Origin of the sequence: Salmonella sp. 741265073_HBA (assembly GCF_046569105.1) — a bacterium.
Taxonomy (GTDB): domain Bacteria; phylum Pseudomonadota; class Gammaproteobacteria; order Enterobacterales; family Enterobacteriaceae; genus Salmonella; species Salmonella enterica.
Genome location: NZ_JBKFRY010000006.1, coordinates 1 through 19,634 on the forward strand (window position 1 = coordinate 1; position 19,634 = coordinate 19,634).

At 52.0% G+C, this 19,634-nt stretch carries 18 protein-coding genes, 1 tRNA gene and 1 pseudogene; 12 read left to right on the plus strand and 8 right to left on the minus strand.

Features of this window, described 5'->3' with window-relative positions; all coding sequences use genetic code 11:
• Positions 1–208 precede the first annotated feature (208 nt).
• Positions 209–293 (minus strand) — tRNA-Leu (locus ACLD3P_RS10205).
• A 222-nt stretch (positions 294–515) separates the two neighbouring features.
• Here ACLD3P_RS10205 and ACLD3P_RS10210 point away from each other — a divergent pair.
• Positions 516–1,535, plus strand: coding sequence for an NAD(P)-dependent alcohol dehydrogenase (locus tag ACLD3P_RS10210; RefSeq protein WP_000152563.1), 1,020 nt, complete (start codon positions 516–518; stop codon positions 1,533–1,535).
• Positions 1,536–1,562: 27 nt separating this feature from the next.
• On the opposite strand, the gene idnK is transcribed toward ACLD3P_RS10210, so the two are convergent.
• Positions 1,563–2,093, minus strand: coding sequence for a gluconokinase (idnK, locus tag ACLD3P_RS10215; RefSeq protein WP_000896756.1), 531 nt, complete (start codon positions 2,091–2,093; stop codon positions 1,563–1,565).
• A 216-nt stretch (positions 2,094–2,309) separates the two neighbouring features.
• Between idnK and idnD the strand changes: the two genes are divergently transcribed.
• The 4 genes from idnD (at position 2,310) to ACLD3P_RS10235 (ending at position 6,573) form a co-directional block, all read left to right on the plus strand.
• Entirely contained in the window at positions 2,310–3,341 is a 1,032-nt protein-coding gene (gene idnD, locus ACLD3P_RS10220; RefSeq protein WP_000453354.1) for an L-idonate 5-dehydrogenase, read from the plus strand.
• 24 nt (positions 3,342–3,365) lie between these two features.
• Positions 3,366–4,130, plus strand: coding sequence for a gluconate 5-dehydrogenase (gene idnO / locus ACLD3P_RS10225; protein WP_000998688.1), 765 nt, complete (start codon positions 3,366–3,368; stop codon positions 4,128–4,130).
• A gap of 61 nt (positions 4,131–4,191) precedes the next feature.
• Entirely contained in the window at positions 4,192–5,511 is a 1,320-nt protein-coding gene (idnT, locus tag ACLD3P_RS10230; RefSeq protein ID WP_001128356.1) for a gnt-II system L-idonate transporter, read from the plus strand.
• A 63-nt stretch (positions 5,512–5,574) separates the two neighbouring features.
• The gene (locus ACLD3P_RS10235) at positions 5,575–6,573 is read left to right on the plus strand and encodes a LacI family DNA-binding transcriptional regulator (RefSeq protein ID WP_131046665.1); all 999 of its coding nucleotides are present in this window, start codon (positions 5,575–5,577) and stop codon (positions 6,571–6,573) included.
• Between the two features lie 216 nt (positions 6,574–6,789).
• Here the strand turns inward: ACLD3P_RS10235 and lptG are convergent, their stop codons facing one another.
• The 3 genes from lptG to ACLD3P_RS10250 form a co-directional block, all read right to left on the minus strand.
• The gene (gene lptG, locus ACLD3P_RS10240; RefSeq protein WP_001182242.1) at positions 6,790–7,872 is read right to left on the minus strand and encodes an LPS export ABC transporter permease LptG; all 1,083 of its coding nucleotides are present in this window, start codon (positions 7,870–7,872) and stop codon (positions 6,790–6,792) included.
• A complete protein-coding gene (gene lptF / locus ACLD3P_RS10245) occupies positions 7,872–8,972 on the minus strand; it encodes an LPS export ABC transporter permease LptF (RefSeq protein ID WP_000584132.1) in 1,101 nt (366 codons plus the stop codon). The genes lptG and lptF overlap by 1 nt, the downstream gene beginning before the upstream one ends.
• Before the next feature lie 63 nt (positions 8,973–9,035).
• A complete protein-coding gene (locus ACLD3P_RS10250; RefSeq protein ID WP_212724070.1) occupies positions 9,036–9,086 on the minus strand; it encodes a hypothetical protein in 51 nt (16 codons plus the stop codon).
• A 280-nt stretch (positions 9,087–9,366) separates the two neighbouring features.
• On the opposite strand from ACLD3P_RS10250, the gene pepA reads away from it, so the two are divergent.
• The 3 genes from pepA to ACLD3P_RS10265 all read left to right on the plus strand — a co-directional run bounded on the left by pepA (position 9,367) and on the right by ACLD3P_RS10265 (position 14,313).
• Positions 9,367–10,878 carry a leucyl aminopeptidase gene (pepA, locus tag ACLD3P_RS10255; RefSeq protein WP_000397158.1) on the plus strand — a complete coding sequence of 504 codons (1,512 nt, stop codon included), beginning with the start codon at positions 9,367–9,369 and terminating at the stop codon, positions 10,876–10,878.
• Between the two features lie 136 nt (positions 10,879–11,014).
• Positions 11,015–11,458 carry a DNA polymerase III subunit chi gene (holC, locus tag ACLD3P_RS10260; RefSeq protein WP_001523689.1) on the plus strand — a complete coding sequence of 148 codons (444 nt, stop codon included), beginning with the start codon at positions 11,015–11,017 and terminating at the stop codon, positions 11,456–11,458.
• Positions 11,458–14,313, plus strand: a complete 2,856-nt coding sequence (locus tag ACLD3P_RS10265) for a valine--tRNA ligase (protein WP_131046666.1) — start codon at positions 11,458–11,460, stop codon at positions 14,311–14,313. Before holC ends, ACLD3P_RS10265 begins: the two co-directional genes overlap by 1 nt.
• A gap of 141 nt (positions 14,314–14,454) precedes the next feature.
• On the opposite strand, the gene ACLD3P_RS10270 is transcribed toward ACLD3P_RS10265, so the two are convergent.
• Entirely contained in the window at positions 14,455–15,642 is a 1,188-nt protein-coding gene (locus tag ACLD3P_RS10270; protein ID WP_411006509.1) for a YjgN family protein, read from the minus strand.
• A 194-nt stretch (positions 15,643–15,836) separates the two neighbouring features.
• On the opposite strand from ACLD3P_RS10270, the gene ACLD3P_RS10275 reads away from it, so the two are divergent.
• Positions 15,837–16,340 carry a GNAT family N-acetyltransferase gene (locus tag ACLD3P_RS10275; RefSeq protein ID WP_024797435.1) on the plus strand — a complete coding sequence of 168 codons (504 nt, stop codon included), beginning with the start codon at positions 15,837–15,839 and terminating at the stop codon, positions 16,338–16,340.
• A 106-nt stretch (positions 16,341–16,446) separates the two neighbouring features.
• Positions 16,447–16,928: pseudogene (locus ACLD3P_RS10280) on the plus strand (DUF3617 domain-containing protein).
• Between the two features lie 244 nt (positions 16,929–17,172).
• Here ACLD3P_RS10280 and miaE read toward each other — a convergent pair.
• Both miaE and rraB read right to left on the minus strand, forming a co-directional pair.
• Positions 17,173–17,985 (minus strand): tRNA isopentenyl-2-thiomethyl-A-37 hydroxylase MiaE, encoded by an 813-nt coding sequence (gene miaE, locus ACLD3P_RS10285; protein ID WP_316987437.1) that lies wholly within the window; start codon positions 17,983–17,985, stop codon positions 17,173–17,175.
• Between the two features lie 11 nt (positions 17,986–17,996).
• Positions 17,997–18,413, minus strand: coding sequence for a ribonuclease E inhibitor RraB (rraB, locus tag ACLD3P_RS10290; RefSeq protein ID WP_000002940.1), 417 nt, complete (start codon positions 18,411–18,413; stop codon positions 17,997–17,999).
• A 100-nt stretch (positions 18,414–18,513) separates the two neighbouring features.
• Here rraB and argL point away from each other — a divergent pair, with 100 nt between their 5' ends.
• The gene (argL, locus tag ACLD3P_RS10295) at positions 18,514–18,609 is read left to right on the plus strand and encodes a putative translational regulatory protein ArgL (protein ID WP_223148976.1); all 96 of its coding nucleotides are present in this window, start codon (positions 18,514–18,516) and stop codon (positions 18,607–18,609) included.
• A complete protein-coding gene (argF, locus tag ACLD3P_RS10300) occupies positions 18,579–19,583 on the plus strand; it encodes an ornithine carbamoyltransferase (RefSeq protein WP_138019746.1) in 1,005 nt (334 codons plus the stop codon). Before argL ends, argF begins: the two co-directional genes overlap by 31 nt.
• The last annotated feature ends 51 nt before the right edge of the window (positions 19,584–19,634 follow it).

Sequence of the window (19,634 nt, forward strand, 5' to 3'; positions counted from 1 at the left end):
TGATATCAGTAAGTGCCATCAGTTGATACCTCCGCTGTTGGTATCAAAATCAATCGAACCGAAGATACCACCAGTTATACCATCATTCGTTGGTATATGTGGATAGAAGTAAGTAGACGTGAACAGACTAAGAAAGGCCAGAACTCTGCTTAACTTACTGTTTTTATGGACTAAAGTAGACGTTGGTAGACTTGAAAAAAGCTTTTTATGGTGCCGAAGGCCGGACTCGAACCGGCACGTATTTCTACGGTTGATTTTGAATCAACTGCGTCTACCGATTTCGCCACTTCGGCACTGAAGAGGTATGCGGAAAACGTTGTGGATTATACCTGTCATACGCCGCCATGCAAGCACGAGCATACACCTGTATCGCTAAGTGCTGAAAATTTCAGCAGCGTTGAGTATTAAATAGAATAATCAGGCTACTTCCCGCCTTCTCCAGCAGATTAACGCCGGGCGCCCCTTGCCTCCATGCTCTACACTTTTCAGTTCAACACCACATTAAGGGAAACACAATGACGATAATAAAAAGCTATGCCGCCAAAGAGGCGGGCGGCGAACTCGAACTCTATGAATATGACGCGGGAGAACTCCAACCGGAAGATGTCGAGGTACGGGTCGACTACTGCGGGATCTGCCATTCCGATCTGTCGATGATCGACAATGAATGGGGGTTCTCTCAATACCCTCTGGTTGCCGGACATGAGGTCATCGGTCGGGTGGCCGCACTCGGCAGCGCGGCACAGGATAAGGGACTAAAAGTCGGCCAGCGCGTTGGAATAGGCTGGACGGCGCGCAGCTGCGGACACTGCGATGCCTGTATCAGCGGCAATCAAATTAACTGCCAGGAAGGCGCAGTGCCCACTATCCTCAATCGTGGCGGTTTTGCCGAGAAGCTTCGCGCGGGCTGGCAGTGGGTAATTCCTCTTCCGGAGAATATAGATATGGCGTCCGCAGGCCCGCTGTTATGTGGCGGCATTACGGTCTTTAAACCGCTACTGATGCACCATATTACTGCTACCAGCCGCGTTGGCGTCATCGGTATTGGCGGGCTTGGGCATATCGCCATAAAGCTGTTACATGCAATGGGCTGCGAAGTCACCGCGTTCAGCTCAAATCCATCGAAAGAGCAGGAAGTGCTGGCGATGGGGGCCAATAACGTGGTGAACAGCCGCGATCCGGAAGCGTTAAAAGCACTGGCGGGCCAGTTCGATCTCATTATTAACACGGTCAACGTCGATCTCGACTGGCAGCCCTACTTCGAAGCGCTGACCTATGGCGGCAACTTCCATACCGTTGGGGCGGTATTGAAGCCGCTGCCCGTACCGGCGTTTACATTGATAGCCGGCGATCGCAGTATCTCAGGCTCGGCAACCGGAACGCCATATGAACTTCGCAAACTGATGAAATTCGCCGGACGCAGCAAAGTCGCGCCCACCACGGAACTGTTCGCAATGTCACAAATCAACGAGGCTATCCAGCACGTTCGCGACGGCAAAGCCCGCTATCGTGTAGTGCTAAAAGCTGACTTCTGACCGCCTGACTCAGCGCTTTGACAATGATCAGGAAGCGCTGAGTGCCTGACGAAAAGCCTGTACAGCCAGTCGGCACTGCTCCGTCACGTGCTCGATGTCATGATTAACATCGATACGCGCAATATCATGTTCATCGGCACACGGTCGCTCCAGCGCGTCAAACTGACTTTGCAGCAGGTCTGGCGGCATAAAATGCCCGGCACGACGCTGCATTCGCTGCAGAATGGTAGCGTAATCGCCATCCAGCCACAGGAAATGTACGTTAGGGCTGCTCTTACGTAAAATATCGCGGTACTGTTTTTTTAATGACGAGCAGACAATAAATCCCGTCTCATTTTTTTTATAAAGACTGTATGAAGCGTCATTTAATCGTTCCAGCCAGGGTAAACGGTCTTCATCAGTTAACGGTATTCCCTGAGACATTTTATCAATGTTTTTCGCCGGATGGAGATCATCGCCGTCAATAAACTTCGCAGAAAATAATGTTGCAATTTTGCTGCCTATTAAAGATTTACCACTACCTGAAACACCCATTAAAATATAGCTTTCCCCGGCCATTTAAATACCTCTGAGTCATATTCCACTCCACAATATTACGCCTCTACGTTCGACAATTTCACGTTTTTTAATTTCCATAGAGAAGAACTCTAAGGCACATCACGTTATGCGTAACATTGTAGTGTAACAATTTTCCAGCGTGACATAAGTCACAAATAGTGACAAATAAAACCGCTTAAATGCATTCAGGGTAACTACCTGACCAGTGAGGAATTTATGGAAGTAAAAACTCAATCCTGCGTTGTTGCGGGTAAGCGTGCTGTTGCCGTTACGGAACAAAATATTGAATGGAATAATAAAGGAACACTCGTACAAATTACCCGTGGCGGCATTTGTGGGTCTGACTTACATTATTATCAGGAAGGCAAAGTCGGCAATTTTACAGTAAAAGCGCCAATGATTTTAGGGCATGAAGTGATTGGCAAAATCGTTCATAGCGACTCAGATTTATTACGTGAAGGACAACCGGTAGCGATTAATCCATCGAAGCCTTGCGGTCATTGCAAATACTGTCTGCAGCATGAAGAAAACCACTGTACTGAAATGCGTTTCTTTGGCAGCGCCATGTATTTTCCGCATGTCGATGGCGGTTTTACCCGATTTAAAGCTGTCGATACCGCTCAGTGCATTCCCTGGCCGGAACAGGCGGACGAAAAAGCCATGGCCTTTGCCGAACCGCTGGCGGTTGCCATTCATGCGGCTCATGAGGCGGGCGATCTGCAGGGCAAACGCGTCTTTATCTCCGGCGTTGGCCCTATTGGCTGCCTGATTGTTAGCGCGGTAAAAACGCTGGGCGCGGCGGAAGTGGTATGTGCCGATATCAGTACCCGTTCTCTCTCGCTGGCCCGGCAGATGGGCGCGGATACGCTGGTGAACCCACAGCATGATTCTCTCGATGGCTGGAAAGCAGAAAAAGGGTATTTCGATATCAGTTTTGAAGTCTCTGGGCATCCTTCCTCAATCTCAACGTGTCTGGAAGTCACACGGGCAAAAGGCGTGATGGTGCAGGTTGGCATGGGCGGCGCAGTTCCCAACTTCCCGATGATGATGGTAATAAGCAAAGAGATCTCCCTGAAAGGCTCTTTCCGCTTTACTACCGAATTTAATACTGCGGTTTCCTGGCTTGCCAACCGCGTTATCAATCCGCTGCCGTTACTGAGCGCGGAATATCCATTTACCGACCTGGAAGCGGCGCTGATCTTTGCCGGAGACAAAACACAGGCGGCAAAAGTTCAGCTCGTTTTCTGAGAAAGTAAAATAAGGGACACTATCATGAACGATCTTTTTTCACTGGCAGGTAAAAATATCCTTATCACCGGAGCCGCTCAGGGAATTGGTTATTTGCTGGCGACCGGTCTTGGTCGCTATGGCGCGCGCATTATTGTTAACGATATTACCCCGGAGCGCGCCGAAACAGCCGTGACGAAACTTCAGCAGGAAGGGATAAAGGCTATTGCCGCTCCCTTTAATGTCACCCATAAACAGGACATTGAAGCTGCGGTTGAACATATCGAAAAAGATATCGGCGTCATTGACGTCCTGATAAATAACGCCGGTATCCAGCGCCGTCATCCGTTTACTGAGTTTCCCGAGCAGGAGTGGAATGACGTCATCGCCGTAAATCAGACCGCGGTTTTTCTCGTCTCTCAGGCCGTTACGCGCCGTATGGTGGCGCGGCAGGCAGGAAAAGTGATCAACATCTGTTCGATGCAAAGCGAGCTGGGCCGCGACACGATTACGCCATACGCCGCATCGAAGGGTGCCGTGAAGATGCTGACTCGCGGCATGTGCGTGGAGCTGGCGCGTCATAATATCCAGGTCAACGGTATTGCGCCGGGATACTTCAAAACGGAGATGACCAAAGCGCTGGTTGAAGATGAAGCCTTCACCTCCTGGCTATGCAAACGTACGCCTGCCGCACGCTGGGGCGATCCCCAGGAGCTTATTGGCGCAGCGGTGTTTCTCTCGTCAAAAGCCTCCGACTTTGTTAACGGACATCTGCTGTTTGTCGATGGCGGTATGCTGGTTGCCGTCTGACCAGGGAAATACGATGCAGCGCGTAAGCGCTGCTATTTTGGCGCTAATAAGAGAGACGAATATGCCATTAATAATTATTGCGGCAGGCGTTGCGCTGCTGTTGGTCTTAATGATTGGCTTTAAAGTTAACGGCTTTATCGCCCTTGTTCTGGTTGCCGCCGTGGTGGGTTTTGCCGAAGGGATGGGCGCGCAAGACGTCCTGCACTCCATACAAAACGGAATTGGCGGTACTCTGGGCGGACTCGCCATGATCCTCGGTTTTGGCGCGATGCTGGGAAGATTAATTTCCGATACAGGCGCAGCGCAGCGCATTGCGACGACGCTCATTAATACGTTCGGCAAAAAACGCGTGCAATGGGCGCTGGTGATCACCGGGCTTATCGTCGGCCTGGCAATGTTTTTTGAAGTCGGATTCGTACTGCTGTTGCCGCTCGTTTTTACGATTGTGGCCTCATCGGGACTGCCCTTGCTGTATGTCGGGGTTCCAATGGTCGCCGCCTTATCCGTTACGCACTGCTTCCTGCCGCCGCATCCCGGCCCTACCGCTATTGCGACAATTTTTGAGGCAAATCTCGGTACGACCCTGCTGTATGGGTTAATCATTACCATACCGACCGTGATTGTTGCCGGCCCTCTGTTTTCAAAATTGCTGGCGCGCTTTGAGAAAGCGCCGCCTGAAGGATTATTTAATCCTCACCTATTCAGTGAAGAGGAGATGCCGTCATTCTGGAACAGTATTTTTGCCGCCGTGATCCCGGTCATTCTGATGGCCATCGCAGCGGTATGTGAAATCACACTACCAAAAACGAATGCCGTGCGGGTTTTCTTCGAATTTATCGGTAATCCAGCAGTGGCGTTGTTTATTGCCATTATCATCGCCATTTTTACGCTGGGGCGACGCAATGGACGTACGGTTGAGCAGGTGATGGATATCGTCGGCGAGTCCATTGGCGCTATTGCGATGATTGTTTTTATCATCGCGGGCGGCGGCGCGTTTAAGCAAGTGCTGGTGGATAGCGGCGTGGGTCAATATATCTCGCAATTAATGACCGGCACCTCGCTATCTCCGTTATTAATGTGCTGGACGGTAGCCGCCGTGCTGCGTATTGCGTTAGGTTCCGCGACCGTGGCCGCGATAACCACAGCGGGCGTCGTATTGCCGATTATTAACGTAACCCACGCCGATCCGGCGTTAATGGTACTGGCGACAGGCGCGGGAAGCGTTATTGCATCACATGTTAACGATCCCGGTTTTTGGCTGTTTAAAGGGTATTTTAATCTTAGCGTCGGGGAAACCCTACGCACCTGGACCGTTATGGAAACATTGATTTCTGTCATGGGGTTGCTGGGCGTACTGGCGCTGAATGCGGTTCTGCATTAATTCATCATCCGCAGCCCAATTAACCATGGGGGCGACGTTCCCGCCCCCGGTACTGGAGAAAACATGAGGAATCACAGAATTTCTTTGCAGGATATCGCTACGCTTGCAGGCGTGACAAAAATGACGGTGAGCCGTTACATCCGCTCACCGAAAAAAGTCGCCAGGGAAACCGGCGAGCGTATTGCGCAGATCATGAAAGAAATTAACTACATACCAAATCGCGCGCCAGCTATGCTGTTAAACGCGCAAAGTTACACTCTGGGCGTGCTGATCCCCTCTTTTCAGAACCAGTTGTTTGCCGACATTCTTGCCGGGATTGAATCCGTAACGTCGGGTCATAACTACCAAACTCTCATTGCGAATTACAATTACAATCGCGATTCGGAAGAAGAGTCCGTTATCAATTTACTGTCTTACAATATCGACGGCATTATTCTTTCAGAAAAATATCATACCCTCAGAACCGTCAAATTCCTGCGCTCAGCAACCCTTCCGATTGTAGAACTCATGGACATCCAGGGCGACCGCTTAGATATGGAGGTAGGGTTTGATAACCGTCAGGCCGCCTTTGATATGGTCAGCACCATGCTGGATAAACGCCAGCGGCGAAAAATCCTCTATCTGGGTTCAAAAGACGATATCCGAGATGAGCAGCGTTATCATGGCTACTGCGATGCGATGACGCGCCGGGGGCTGGCGCCGTTGCGCATCAATCCCCGCGCTATCTCCTCTATCCATCTGGGGATACAACTAATGCGTGATGCGCTTGCTGCGCACCCGGACGTGGATGGCGTCTTTTGTACAAATGACGATATCGCAATGGGCGCTCTACTGTGGTGCCGCGAGCGTCAACTGGCCGTACCGGAGCAGATCTCCATCGCCGGCTTCCACGGTCTGGAGATGGGCAGGCAAATGATACCGAGCCTCGCCAGCGTAATTACCCCTCGTTTTGAGATCGGGCGCAGAGCCGCGCAGATGTTGCTCAACAAAATTAAAAATAACGATCTCAACCATAATACGATTGATTTGGGTTATCAGATTTATCACGGCAGCACGTTATAAATTTTTTGATCTACTTTTTCCCGCAGCTTGCCTGAGCTTAACGCGTAGCCAAAAGCGCCACGCGTCAGGTTACGCACTACATCATTCGAGGAATACCAGGCTATCTGCCGGATGGCGGCGGAAAGGACTTATCAGGCCTACGGGTCATAGTAGGCCGGATAAGCGCAGCGCCATCAGGCACTGCGCTTTACTGCATTGCCGGATGGCGGCCTGTGATTACGACTTACGCAGCATTAGCCACAGGCTAATCAGGAAGAAAGACGCGCTCGGCAGCAGCGCGCCGACAATCGGCGGAATGCCGTATACCAGCGTCAGCGGGCCAAAAATCTGGTCGAGGACGTAAAAGACGAAGCCGAAGCTAATCCCCGTCACCACGCGCACGCCCATCGGCACACTACGCAGCGGTCCAAAGATAAACGACAGCGCCATCAGCATCATCACCGCCACGGAGAGCGGCTGGAAGATTTTACTCCACATATTGAGCTGATAACGTCCGGCGTCCTGTCCGCTCGACTTCAGATATTTAACGTAGTTATGCAGACCGCTGATGGAAAGCGCATCCGGGTCCAGCGCCACCACGCCTAACTTATCCGGCGTCAGATTCGTTTTCCAGGTGCCGCTCACCGTCTGCGAACCGGTGATCTGTTTCGGGTTTTGCAGATCGGACTCATCCACCTGCGACAAACGCCAGACCTTATGCTCCGGGTCGAATTTTGCCGAAGCGGCGTAACGCACCGACTGCAAACGACGCTGATCGTTGAAAGCGTAAATACTAATGCCGGCCAGCTCCTCGTCGCCCTTCACCCGTTCAATATAGACAAAGTTATTCCCGTCTTTCGCCCACAGACCTTGCTGGGTGGAAAGCAGCGAACCGCCATACATCGCCTGCGCACGATAGTTACGCGCCATCTGCTCGCCCTGCGGGGCGACCCATTCGCCGATCGCCATGGTTAACAGCACCAGAGGGATAGCCGTTTTCATCACCGACAGCGCCACCTGCATACGGGTGAAACCCGATGCCTGCATCACCACCAGTTCGCTACGCTGCGCCAGCATCCCCAGCCCCAGCAGCGCGCCAAGCAGCGCCGCCATAGGAAAGAAGATCTGGATATCCTTAGGTACGCTGAGCAGGGTGTACATACCCGCGCCCAGCGCGTCGTAGTTACCCTGCCCCGCTTTTTTCAGCTGATCGACAAACTTGATGATCCCGGAGAGCGACACCAGCATGAACAACGTCATCATGATGGTGGTAAAAATGGTTTTACCGATATAGCGGTCAAGTACACCAAATGGCTGCATTATACCGCTCCTTTACGCAGAAAACGGGCACGCAGGCGGCGGACCGGCACCGTATCCCACAGGTTTAAACCAATCGCCAACGCCAGATAGATCAGGTTGACCGCCCACATCCAGATAACCGGGTCCAGTTTGCCTTTACCGCCATTCGATTTAATGGAGGTCTGGATCAGGAAGAACAGCAGATAAAGCAGCATGGCGGGCAACATAGACAAGACGCGCCCCTGACGTGGATTCACCACGCTGAGCGGCACGACCATCAGCGCCATCATAAACACGGTAAAGACTAACGTGATACGCCAGTGCAGCTCGGCACGAGCGCGATCGTTGTCGGTATTCCACAGCGTGCGCATGTCCATCTGGTCGGTATCGTTCGGGTCCAGCGCCACGGCCTGATGGCCAATAATCGCCTGATAGTTCTGGAAGTCGGTGATGCGAAAATCGCGTAGCAACGCCGTCCCTTCAAAACGCGTCCCTTTGTTTAAGGTGACAACCTGGGAACCATCGCGCAACTGGGTAAGGTGTCCGGAATCGGCCACGACTACAGAAGGACGAGCATTGCCCTTAGGGCGAATCTGCGCCAGGAAAACATCGTGGAAGTCGCTGCCGTCAACGCTTTCGATAAACAGCACCGAGCTGCCGTTAGTCGCCTGCTGGAATTGCCCCTGCGCCAACGCCGCCATACCGGGGTTCGCTTTCGCCTCCGCCAGCACTTCATCCTGGTGTTTTGACGACCAGGGGCCGGCCCACATCACGTTAACCGCCGCAAGGATACCGGTAAATAACGCCAGTACCATGGCGGCCTTTACCAGCACGGCTTTGCTCAACCCACAGGCGTGCATGACCGTAATTTCACTTTCGGTATACAGTTTGCCCAGCGTCATCAGCAGCCCCAGGAACAGGCTTAAAGGCAGGATGAGCTGCGCCATTTCCGGTACGCCCAGCCCCAGAAGCGAGAGCACCAGATTTGCGGGAATATCGCCGTCAACCGCCGCGCCGAGAATCCTCACTAACTTTTGACAAAAGAAGATCAAAAGTAAGATGAAGAGTATCGCCAGCTGGCTTTTGAGCGTCTCCCGCACCAGATATCTTATGATTATCACTTTAAATACGCCCGTAAAAACCCATTTTTTTGCTGGAATTTAGCTTGTTTCATGGCTTAAACGTCATTTATTCTCTTGAGTCGTCGAAATCATCGCTAAGATCATTATACTCAGCGGATTCACCTCTCAGAACTTGTTCTGACGTGCCAATGCCGTAATAACGTTAAGATTAACACGAAGTCACCGCAACAGCGGATATGAGTTACGAAAGCTTTCAATTTCTATACTCTAATGGATTTCGAGTTGCAGGCAGGCGGCAAGACTGTGAAGCCCCGGAGCTTACATCAGGTAAGTGACAGGGGTGAGCAGGCGCAGCCAACGCATCTGCAACTTGAAAGACGACGAGTATAGCTGTAGCCACCACTGTTGTCTTTAAGATTCAGGAGCATAGTGCATGGAGTTCAGTGTAAAAAGCGGTAGCCCGGAGAAACAGCGGAGTGCCTGCATTGTCGTGGGCGTCTTTGAACCGCGTCGCCTTTCTCCGATTGCAGAACAGCTCGACAAAATTAGCGACGGATACATCAGCGCATTGCTGCGTCGCGGCGAACTGGAAGGAAAACCGGGGCAGACTCTGTTGCTGCACCATGTTCCTAACGTTCTTTCCGAGCGAATCCTCCTCATTGGTTGCGGCAAAGAGCGCGAGCTTGATGAACGTCAGTATAAGCAGGTTATTCAGAAAACGATAAATACTCTGAATGATACCGGCTCAATGGAAGCCGTCTGCTTCCTGACCGAACTGCACGTCAAAGGCCGCAACAACTACTGGAAAGTGCGTCAGGCCGTCGAAACGGCCAAAGAGACGCTTTATAGCTTTGATCAACTCAAGACCAACAAGAGCGAGCCGCGCCGCCCGCTACGTAAGATGGTCTTTAATGTGCCGACCCGCCGTGAGCTCACCAGCGGCGAACGCGCCATTCAGCACGGTCTGGCCATCGCCGCCGGGATTAAGGCAGCGAAAGATCTCGGCAACATGCCGCCCAATATCTGTAACGCCGCCTACCTGGCGTCACAGGCGCGCCAGTTGGCCGACAGCTACAGCAAAAATGTCATCACCCGCGTCATCGGCGAACAGCAAATGCGCGAACTGGGTATGAACGCTTATCTGGCGGTCGGCCACGGTTCGCAGAATGAATCGCTGATGTCGGTGATTGAGTACAAGGGCAATCCATCCGAAGACGCGCGCCCGATCGTGCTGGTGGGTAAAGGCCTGACCTTCGACTCCGGCGGCATCTCCATCAAGCCATCTGAAGGGATGGACGAGATGAAGTACGACATGTGCGGCGCGGCGGCGGTTTACGGCGTGATGCGTATGGTCGCCGAGCTTCAGCTACCGATTAACGTTATCGGCGTGCTGGCGGGCTGTGAAAACATGCCGGGCGGACGCGCGTATCGTCCGGGCGACGTGCTGACCACCATGTCTGGTCAAACCGTTGAAGTCCTGAACACCGACGCCGAAGGCCGTCTGGTTTTGTGCGACGTGCTGACCTACGTTGAGCGCTTCGAACCGGAAGCCGTCATTGACGTGGCGACGCTAACCGGCGCCTGCGTGATTGCGCTGGGCCATCACATTACCGGTCTGATGTCGAACCATAACCCGCTGGCGCATGAACTGATTGGCGCGTCCGAGCAAGCGGGCGACCGCGCGTGGCGTCTGCCGCTGGGCGATGAGTTCCAGGAACAACTGGAGTCCAACTTTGCGGATATGGCGAACATTGGTGGTCGTCCTGGCGGCGCTATCACCGCGGGCTGCTTCCTGTCGCGCTTTACCCGTAAGTACAACTGGGCGCACCTGGATATCGCCGGCACCGCCTGGCGCTCCGGCAAAGCGAAAGGCGCGACGGGTCGTCCGGTAGCGCTGCTGTCGCAGTTCCTGCTCAATCGTGCGGGCTTTAACGGCGAAGAGTAAGTTTGAGATTACCCCGTAGGCCTGATAAGGCGCATTCGCGCCGCCATCAGGCGTTTTGCCGGATGGCGCTGCGCTTATCCGGCCTACGGGAGGCATCATGGCAACGCATTTAAATCCACCACAAGAAGCCCCATATATGAAAAATGCGACGTTCTATCTTTTGGATAATGACACTACCGTCAACGGTTTAAGCGCCGTTGAACAACTGGTGTGTGAAATTGCCGCAGAACGTTGGCGAGCCGGCAAGCGCGTGCTGATCGCCTGCGAAGATGAGAAGCAGGCCATTCGGCTGGATGAAGCGCTGTGGGCGAGACCGGCGGAAAGTTTTGTTCCGCACAATCTGGCAGGCGAAGGCCCACGCGGCGGCGCGCCGGTTGAAATCGCCTGGCCGCAAAAACGCAACAGCAGCCCGCGCGATATTTTAATCAGCCTGCGTACAAGCTTTGCAGATTTTGCCACCGCTTTCACAGAAGTGGTAGACTTCGTCCCTTACGAAGAAACTTTGAAACAACTGGCGCGCGAACGCTACAAAGCCTACCGCGTGGCTGGTTTTAACCTGAATACGGCAACCTGGAAATAATGGAAAAGACATATAACCCCCAAGATATCGAACAGCCGCTTTACGAGCACTGGGAAAAGCAGGGCTATTTCAAGCCTAACGGCGACGAAAGCAAAGAGTCCTTCTGCATCATGATCCCGCCGCCGAACGTCACCGGCAGTTTGCATATGGGACATGCTTTCCAGCAAACCATCATGGATACCATGATCCGTTACCAGCGTATGCAGGGTAAAAACACCCTGTGGCAGGTCGGCACCGACCACGCCGGGATCGCGACCCAGATGGTGGTTGAGCGCAAGATTGCCGCTGAAGAAGGTAAAACCCGTCACGACTACGGCCGCGATGCGTTTATCGACAAAATCTGGCAGTGGAAAGCGGAATCCGGCGGCACCATTACCCGTCAGATGCGCCGTCTCGGCAACTCCGTTGACTGGGAGCGCGAGCGCTTCACCATGGACGAAGGTCTTTCCAATGCCGTGAAAGAAGTCTTTGTCCGCCTGTACAAAGAAGACCTGATTTACCGTGGCAAACGCCTGGTGAACTGGGACCCGAAGCTGCGCACCGCCATCTCTGACCTGGAAGTGGAAAACCGCGAGTCCAAAGGCTCGATGTGGCACATCCGCTATCCGCTTGCCGACGGCGCGAAAACCGCAGACGGTAAAGATTACCTGGTCGTCGCCACCACCCGTCCGGAAACCGTACTGGGCGATACCGGCGTGGCCGTGAACCCGGAAGATCCGCGTTATAAAGATCTGATTGGCAAATTCGTTATTCTGCCGCTGGTTAACCGCCGCATTCCGATTGTGGGCGACGAACACGCCGATATGGAAAAAGGCACCGGCTGCGTGAAGATCACCCCGGCGCACGACTTTAACGACTATGAAGTCGGGAAACGTCACGCCCTGCCGATGATCAACATCCTGACCTTTGATGGCGACATTCGCGAAAGCGCGGAAGTGTTCGATACCAAAGGTGAAGAGTCTGACGTTTATTCCAGCGAGATTCCGGCTGAGTTCCAAAAGCTGGAACGCTTTGCTGCCCGTAAGGCCATCGTTGCTGCGGTTGACGCGCTCGGCCTGCTGGAAGAAATTAAACCGCACGATCTGACCGTCCCTTACGGCGACCGTGGCGGCGTGGTTATCGAACCGATGCTAACCGACCAGTGGTACGTCCGTGCCGACGTGCTGGCGAAACCGGCAGTGGAAGCGGTTGAGAACGGCGACATTCAGTTCGTACCGAAGCAGTACGAAAACATGTATTTCTCCTGGATGCGCGATATCCAGGACTGGTGTATATCTCGTCAACTGTGGTGGGGTCACCGTATCCCGGCATGGTATGACAACGACGGCAACGTCTACGTTGGCCGTACCGAAGACGAAGTGCGTCAGGAAAATAACCTCGGCGCCGACGTTGCGCTGCGTCAGGACGAAGACGTTCTCGATACCTGGTTCTCCTCCGCGCTGTGGACCTTCTCTACCCTCGGCTGGCCGGAAAACACCGACGCCCTGCGTCAGTTCCACCCCACCAGCGTGATGGTGTCCGGCTTCGATATCATCTTCTTCTGGATTGCCCGCATGATCATGATGACCATGCACTTCATCAAAGATGAAAACGGCAAGCCGCAGGTGCCGTTCCATACCGTCTATATGACCGGTCTGATTCGCGACGACGAAGGCCAGAAGATGTCCAAATCCAAGGGTAACGTTATCGACCCGCTGGATATGGTGGACGGCATCTCCCTGCCGGAACTGCTGGAAAAACGCACCGGCAACATGATGCAGCCGCAGATGGCGGAGAAAATTCGCAAGCGTACCGAGAAGCAGTTCCCGAATGGCATCGAGCCGCACGGCACCGACGCCCTGCGCTTTACCCTGGCGGCGCTGGCTTCGACCGGCCGCGACATCAACTGGGATATGAAGCGTCTGGAAGGCTACCGTAACTTCTGTAACAAGCTGTGGAACGCCAGCCGCTTTGTGCTGATGAACACCGAAGAGCAGGATTGCGGCTTCAATGGCGGCGAAATGACGCTGTCGCTGGCGGACCGCTGGATACTGGCGGAGTTTAACCGGACGGTGAAAGCGTACCGCGAAGCGCTGGACAACTTCCGCTTCGATATCGCCGCGGGCATTCTGTATGAATTCACCTGGAACCAGTTCTGCGACTGGTATCTGGAGCTGACCAAGCCGGTAATGACCGGGGGTTCCGAGTCTGAACTGCGCGGCACCCGCCATACGCTGGTCACCGTACTGGAAGGTCTGCTGCGCCTGGCGCACCCGATCATCCCGTTCATCACCGAAACCATCTGGCAGCGCGTGAAGGTCATTTGCGGTATTACCGCCGACACCATCATGCTGCAGCCGTTCCCGGAATATAACGCCGCACAGGTGGATGAAGCCGCGTTGGCCGATACCGAGTGGCTGAAGCAGGCGATCGTCGCGGTACGTAACATTCGTGCGGAAATGAACATCGCCCCGGGTAAACCGCTGGAACTGCTGCTGCGCGGCTGTAGTGAAGAAGCCGTTCGTCGTGTTAACGACAACCGTAGCTTCCTGCAAACCCTGGCGCGTCTGGAAAGCATCACCGTGCTGCCAGCTGATGACAAAGGCCCGGTTTCCGTGACCAAAATCATCGACGGCGCTGAACTGCTGATCCCGATGGCTGGCCTCATCAACAAAGACGATGAGCTGGCGCGTCTGGCGAAAGAAGTGGCGAAAATCGAAGGCGAGATTGCCCGTATCGAAGGCAAACTCTCCAACGAAGGTTTCGTTGCCCGCGCGCCGGAAGCGGTCATTGCCAAAGAGCGTGAGAAGCTGGAAGGCTATGCAGAAGCGAAAGCGAAGCTGATTGAGCAGCAGGCGGTTATTAGCGCGCTGTAATCTGAAAGCCTGATGGCGCTTCGCTTACCAGGCCTACACGTTCGCTTATTGAAATGGCGCGATCGGTAGGCCGGATAAGGCATTCACGCCGCCATCCGACAACATGAATTATGGGCCGACGTAAACGTCGGCCTTTTTACATCAGATAAACGGGAAGTAAGGCATGATGCCACGAGAAATCCACATTAGCGGGCCATTTTCCAGCGGCGTCTCATCATTGGTTAACTCAAGTGAATCCAGATCGCCCTGGACCTGTGTATTCTGCGCCAGCCAGCTCACCAGCCCAATTTTCAACCACGGATAAGCCAGCCCTAAGGTCACGCCGGAAATCACAAACACCACCAGTAACCGCCACAGCATACCGTGTGCAGTGACAGAGGAATGAAAACGAATCGAATCGTTCGCCAGTGACAAATTGTTTAAAAACAGGTTGCGTAACGCCACATATAAGTAACTGGTTACCACAATAATCGCGAGAAAATAGAGGAAATAACATGCCATTATCTGTCCATAATATTGCAGAATAAGCGCCCCTCCTGCCTGCGCATTCCCCATCATACTCAAAAGAATCATGTCGGTGAACACCGGCGCGATTAGATAACCAATCACGACAGCAAAAGGGAAAAGGGTCAACATTGCCAACACGCACCCTCTGATGCACGTTTTAACATTAACCTGAATCGAGAAACGATGAATGCCAAAGTTTGCGCCATTGCCAAACAAGGTCATCCATTTGCTGTAGGTAATACCGTTAATGACCCCTATCCCAATAATAGCCAGCAAACCGAGAAAAACGATATTGAACACTAAACCGCCGACGGCGATGGTTACCAGTGAGATAATATAAAGAACAATATAAAGCGCCACCATCAGGAGTACCGGGAGAGCGAACATGTACCACCAGGCGCGCCGCATGGAACACTGGAATCCAAAATGTACGCCATTAAGCGAAGTCATCATCGCCTGATACTGTAATCCTTTCACCGCCATAAAAGGAATAATCGCAATTAATAAGCCGAATAGCGTAAAACCGAGACCGGGATGACCGTGTTCAATAAGAGAGAGGCTAACAATATAAATAATAAAAACTAACAACACACTAATAAATAATGCGCTGCCCGTGGCTTTGTAAGCAAAAGGCTGATTGTTTAGCGTCATATTAGTATAAATATAACGTCGACATTTCACCATCGCCCACGGCGCATAGATTCCCAACGTGATACACGTCAACAAGAAATTCACAAGGCAAATAACAAAATACTTTCCGCCCTTGCCTGTAAACACCAACGTGTGATTATGGTTATCTTTACTACTGATAACGTTATTCATGAATCATATCCCTGACTTGCAGTCTATTAGAATTAATAATAAAAATCAGTAGATTGTTACTGATTCGACTACAATACTATTTTTGTTTAATTTTTCCGCCTTTTATTTTGTCTGATTCAGGATCTCCTTGCGCGTGACTCAAGACGGTGGTATTAAAGTAATCTATAAATAAATTTTAAAAATTGAGCCATATTATGAATAATGTCGCCTCGCCAACGCTCACGGTGCGCCGAATCACTACCGCCGACAATGCCGCTATTGCCCGTGTCATCCGTCAGGTTTCAGCGGAATACGGACTTACCGCCGATAAAGGTTATACCGTTGCCGACCCCAATCTGGATGAACTGTATCAGGTTTATAGCCAACCGGGCGCGGCCTACTGGGTGGTAGAGCAAAACGGTTGTGTGGTGGGCGGCGGCGGCGTGGCGCCGTTATCCTGTAGCGAACCAGACATTTGTGAACTGCAAAAAATGTATTTTTTACCGATGATTCGTGGTCAGGGGCTGGCGAAAAAGCTGGCGCTGATGGCGCTGGATCATGCCCGTGAACAGGGTTTTAAACGCTGCTATCTGGAAACAACGGCTTTTTTACGCGAGGCGATTGCGCTATACGAACGTTTAGGATTTGAGCATATTAGCGAACCGCTCGGCTGCACCGGACATGTCGATTGCGAAGTGAGGATGTTAAAGGATCTCTGAAAACCAGGCGTTTATTTATCCTCGCCAGGTATTATTTTTGCTGATATAAGTAATCCCGGAAACATCCTGTTATCCGGGAATCACTTATTATTCAAGGAAGTTATAAATGAAACGCCTATTATCAGCAATTGTTTTCCCCGCTATGTTTATTAGTATCTCTAATGTATATGCATTAGATATACAGCCCGGCGAATGAAAAATATAGAAATGCGCACCATCAATCCAGATACAAAAGAAGTATTAATGGATGAAAAAAATTCGGGCATAGCGACGCTTATGTGTTATACCCCTAAAATGTCTGAAGATTCTAAAAAAATGGTGAAGGGTTTTTCTACCAGTGCAGGCGGTTGCACGACAACATTTGTAGAAAGTACGGATACCAAACTGATCAATGAGACTGTGTGTAATAATCCTGATGTCAAATCGCACTCTATTGTAGAAACGACGAAAATAAGCGATACAGAATTTGCGATGACCATGAAATCGGATGTCGATGCAGGAGGTAATAAAACAACCTCCATCAACAAAATTAAACAAACTTTTGTTGGCAAGACCTGCTCTGAAGCGTCAAAAGGCGTGAAACAGTAACTATTTCAACACAAAAACCCGTAGTGGTTGATGCAAAAATGGCATTATTCACGGTCAACTTTCGGGAATATAACACTGAGTGAGTTCTTTTTTGCCTGCCGCTGGCAGGCTTTACTCAGAACAGAATATCATGAAAATGACCTTTCCTGCTCGCCAGCAGCTTGATGCCGGGCGGATGACCACCACAAATTTTGCAGGTGGCGACAGCGTAAAAGATAAAAACGCTAATCTTTAATTTTACCCGTTATCCGGCGGCTGGCACGCCGCTATGAAAACGAAACTCGCGGTCTGGCGACAAGATAAGGTCAGCTTCCACCTCGCCAAAATAGCGCACGCGCGCAGAAATGTCCTCGGCGGAAATCTGCTGCGCCAGCGCCAGGTAATCCTGATAATGCCGCGCTTCGGAGCGCAGAAGCGAGAGATAAAACGTCTGTAAATCCTCATCCAGCCAGGGCGCCAGAGCGGCAAAACGTTCGCAGGAGCGGGCTTCGATATACGCCCCGCAAATCAGCTTATCAATTAAGGTGAGCGGTTCGTGCGTGCGTACCGCTTTCAACATTCCTTTCGCGTAGCGGCTGGCGGTGATTTTCACATAAGGAATGTTTCTGACCTGCATGACCTCGCGTACCTGCCAAAAATGGTGCAACTCCTCTTTAATCAATAACACCATACGGTCGATAAGCTGACGACCCCAGGGGTCATCAGTTTGCGGCATGGCGCTTTTGCTAATCTGTTTATGCAGGGCAACAAAATCCGGCTCCGGCCCCTGACGAAACGCGAACGCCTCGTAAGGTTGCAGCCAGGCGAGCAGCGCGTCGGCGCCCGATTTATCGGCGACATATTTACGCACCAACAGCAACGCGGTTTGCGCAGCCTTCAGTTCGCAGATCAAGTGATCGGTAAGCAGAAGAGGAAGATTTTGCGGATCGCGGGCCTGGACAATCCACGCCTGCGGCGTCGGGCAATGCAGGAAATTAAGCACCGGAGAGAGTATTTGCGGGTAATTCATACGTAACCTGTTAAAAAAATACGACAGCAGACGCTGCCGTACCGTCATACTATACAGCTTTAGTGACGCACGCCGTCGTCATCTTCATCGACATAATCGTCGTCATCACCCTCTTCGCCATTAGGGTCTTCAAAATAGGTTCCCCAGCCGTCGTATTCGACATCATATTTTTCCGCCAGGTTCATCAGTTGCTCAACCTGAGCGTCGATGAGTTCGGCGTTCAACGCGCACTCGCTGAGAATGTCGCAACAAATAACCGTATCGCCCTCTTCCACTTCCAGCTCTTCCGGCTCCGTCACTTCATAGCCGAGTTTAAAGGCTTCTACCGCGGCCTTTTCCAACGTTTCGAAATCGTCAGCGGAAAGGTGATGCTCGATAGTGTACAGCGCATCCGGATCGCTGCCGTCCTCAAGTAACTCTTCAATAATTAACCGCGTTTCTTCACGCTGCTCTTCCAGTAATTCCGGGTTTGCCATAGCTCGTTCCTCATAGATGTCCTGCCGATACTCTTATTGTCACATACCGCCGACGTTGCCTCCACCTTATCGAGAAAAGTTTTATCAAACAGGGTTGCAAATGAATAACCATCCATATAAAGTGAATTTTAATTCAATGAGAGGCCTAAGCCATGTGAGGGAAGTATGTCTACGTTTTACCAAAAACCTTTTTTAAAGTTACTTGATTTCACCGCCAGCGAGCTCACTGCTCTGTTGCAGCTTGCCGCCAAACTGAAAGCCGATAAGAAAAACGGTAAAGAAGAACAAAAGCTGGTGGGTAAAAATATTGCGCTCATCTTCGAAAAAGACTCGACCCGGACACGATGCTCTTTCGAAGTTGCCGCATACGATCAGGGGGCGTGCGTGACGTACCTGGGTTCCAGCGGGAGCCAGATCGGCCATAAAGAGTCCATCAAAGATACTGCCCGCGTCCTGGGCCGGATGTTTGACGGTATTCAGTATCGAGGATATGGCCAGGAGATCGTCGAAACGCTGGCTGAATATTCCGGTGTGCCGGTATGGAACGGTTTAACCGATGAGTATCACCCAACGCAATTACTGGCGGATCTGCTCACCATGCAGGAACATCTGCCGGGTAAAGCCTTTAACGAGATGACGTTGGTCTATGCCGGAGACGCGCGTAATAACATGGGTAACTCCATGCTGGAAGCCGCCGCGTTAACAGGATTGGATCTCCGTCTGGTCGCGCCAAAAGCCTGCTGGCCGCAAGCCGCGTTAGTGGCGGAGTGCAGCGCCATGGCGAAAAAGAACGGCGGCGCCATCACCCTGACCGAAGATATCGCCTCAGGCGTAAAAGGCGCGGATTTTATCTATACCGATGTTTGGGTCTCTATGGGCGAACCCAAAGAGAAATGGGCGGAGCGTATTGCCCTGCTGCGTGATTATCAGGTCAACAGCCAGATGATGGCGTTAACCGGCAATCCGCAGGTTAAGTTCCTGCATTGTCTGCCTGCGTTCCATGATGACGAAACCACGCTCGGCAAAAAAATGGCCGAAGAGTACGGTTTACATGGCGGGATGGAAGTGACCGACGAGGTTTTTGAGTCTGCGGCCAGCATTGTCTTTGATGAAGCGGAAAACCGAATGCATACCATCAAAGCAGTAATGGTAGCGACGCTGTCTAAATAATGTCGTTATGATGCCGGATGGCGGTTGGCCTACAAGATCACAACGTGCAGG

Excerpts from the sequence above, each read along its gene's own strand:
- ACLD3P_RS10210 (WP_000152563.1), top strand. The coding sequence starts at position 516 with ATGACGATAATAAAAAGCTATGCCGCCAAAGAGGCGGGCGGCGAACTC.
- idnK (WP_000896756.1), bottom strand. The coding sequence starts at position 2,093 with ATGGCCGGGGAAAGCTATATTTTAATGGGTGTTTCAGGTAGTGGTAAA.
- idnD (WP_000453354.1), top strand. The coding sequence starts at position 2,310 with ATGGAAGTAAAAACTCAATCCTGCGTTGTTGCGGGTAAGCGTGCTGTT.
- idnO (WP_000998688.1), top strand. The coding sequence starts at position 3,366 with ATGAACGATCTTTTTTCACTGGCAGGTAAAAATATCCTTATCACCGGA.
- idnT (WP_001128356.1), top strand. The coding sequence starts at position 4,192 with ATGCCATTAATAATTATTGCGGCAGGCGTTGCGCTGCTGTTGGTCTTA.
- ACLD3P_RS10235 (WP_131046665.1), top strand. The coding sequence starts at position 5,575 with ATGAGGAATCACAGAATTTCTTTGCAGGATATCGCTACGCTTGCAGGC.
- lptG (WP_001182242.1), bottom strand. The coding sequence starts at position 7,872 with ATGCAGCCATTTGGTGTACTTGACCGCTATATCGGTAAAACCATTTTT.
- pepA (WP_000397158.1), top strand. The coding sequence starts at position 9,367 with ATGGAGTTCAGTGTAAAAAGCGGTAGCCCGGAGAAACAGCGGAGTGCC.
- holC (WP_001523689.1), top strand. The coding sequence starts at position 11,015 with ATGAAAAATGCGACGTTCTATCTTTTGGATAATGACACTACCGTCAAC.
- ACLD3P_RS10265 (WP_131046666.1), top strand. The coding sequence starts at position 11,458 with ATGGAAAAGACATATAACCCCCAAGATATCGAACAGCCGCTTTACGAG.
- ACLD3P_RS10270 (WP_411006509.1), bottom strand. The coding sequence starts at position 15,642 with ATGAATAACGTTATCAGTAGTAAAGATAACCATAATCACACGTTGGTG.
- ACLD3P_RS10275 (WP_024797435.1), top strand. The coding sequence starts at position 15,837 with ATGAATAATGTCGCCTCGCCAACGCTCACGGTGCGCCGAATCACTACC.
- miaE (WP_316987437.1), bottom strand. The coding sequence starts at position 17,985 with ATGACGGTACGGCAGCGTCTGCTGTCGTATTTTTTTAACAGGTTACGT.
- rraB (WP_000002940.1), bottom strand. The coding sequence starts at position 18,413 with ATGGCAAACCCGGAATTACTGGAAGAGCAGCGTGAAGAAACGCGGTTA.
- argL (WP_223148976.1), top strand. The coding sequence starts at position 18,514 with ATGAATAACCATCCATATAAAGTGAATTTTAATTCAATGAGAGGCCTA.
- argF (WP_138019746.1), top strand. The coding sequence starts at position 18,579 with ATGTCTACGTTTTACCAAAAACCTTTTTTAAAGTTACTTGATTTCACC.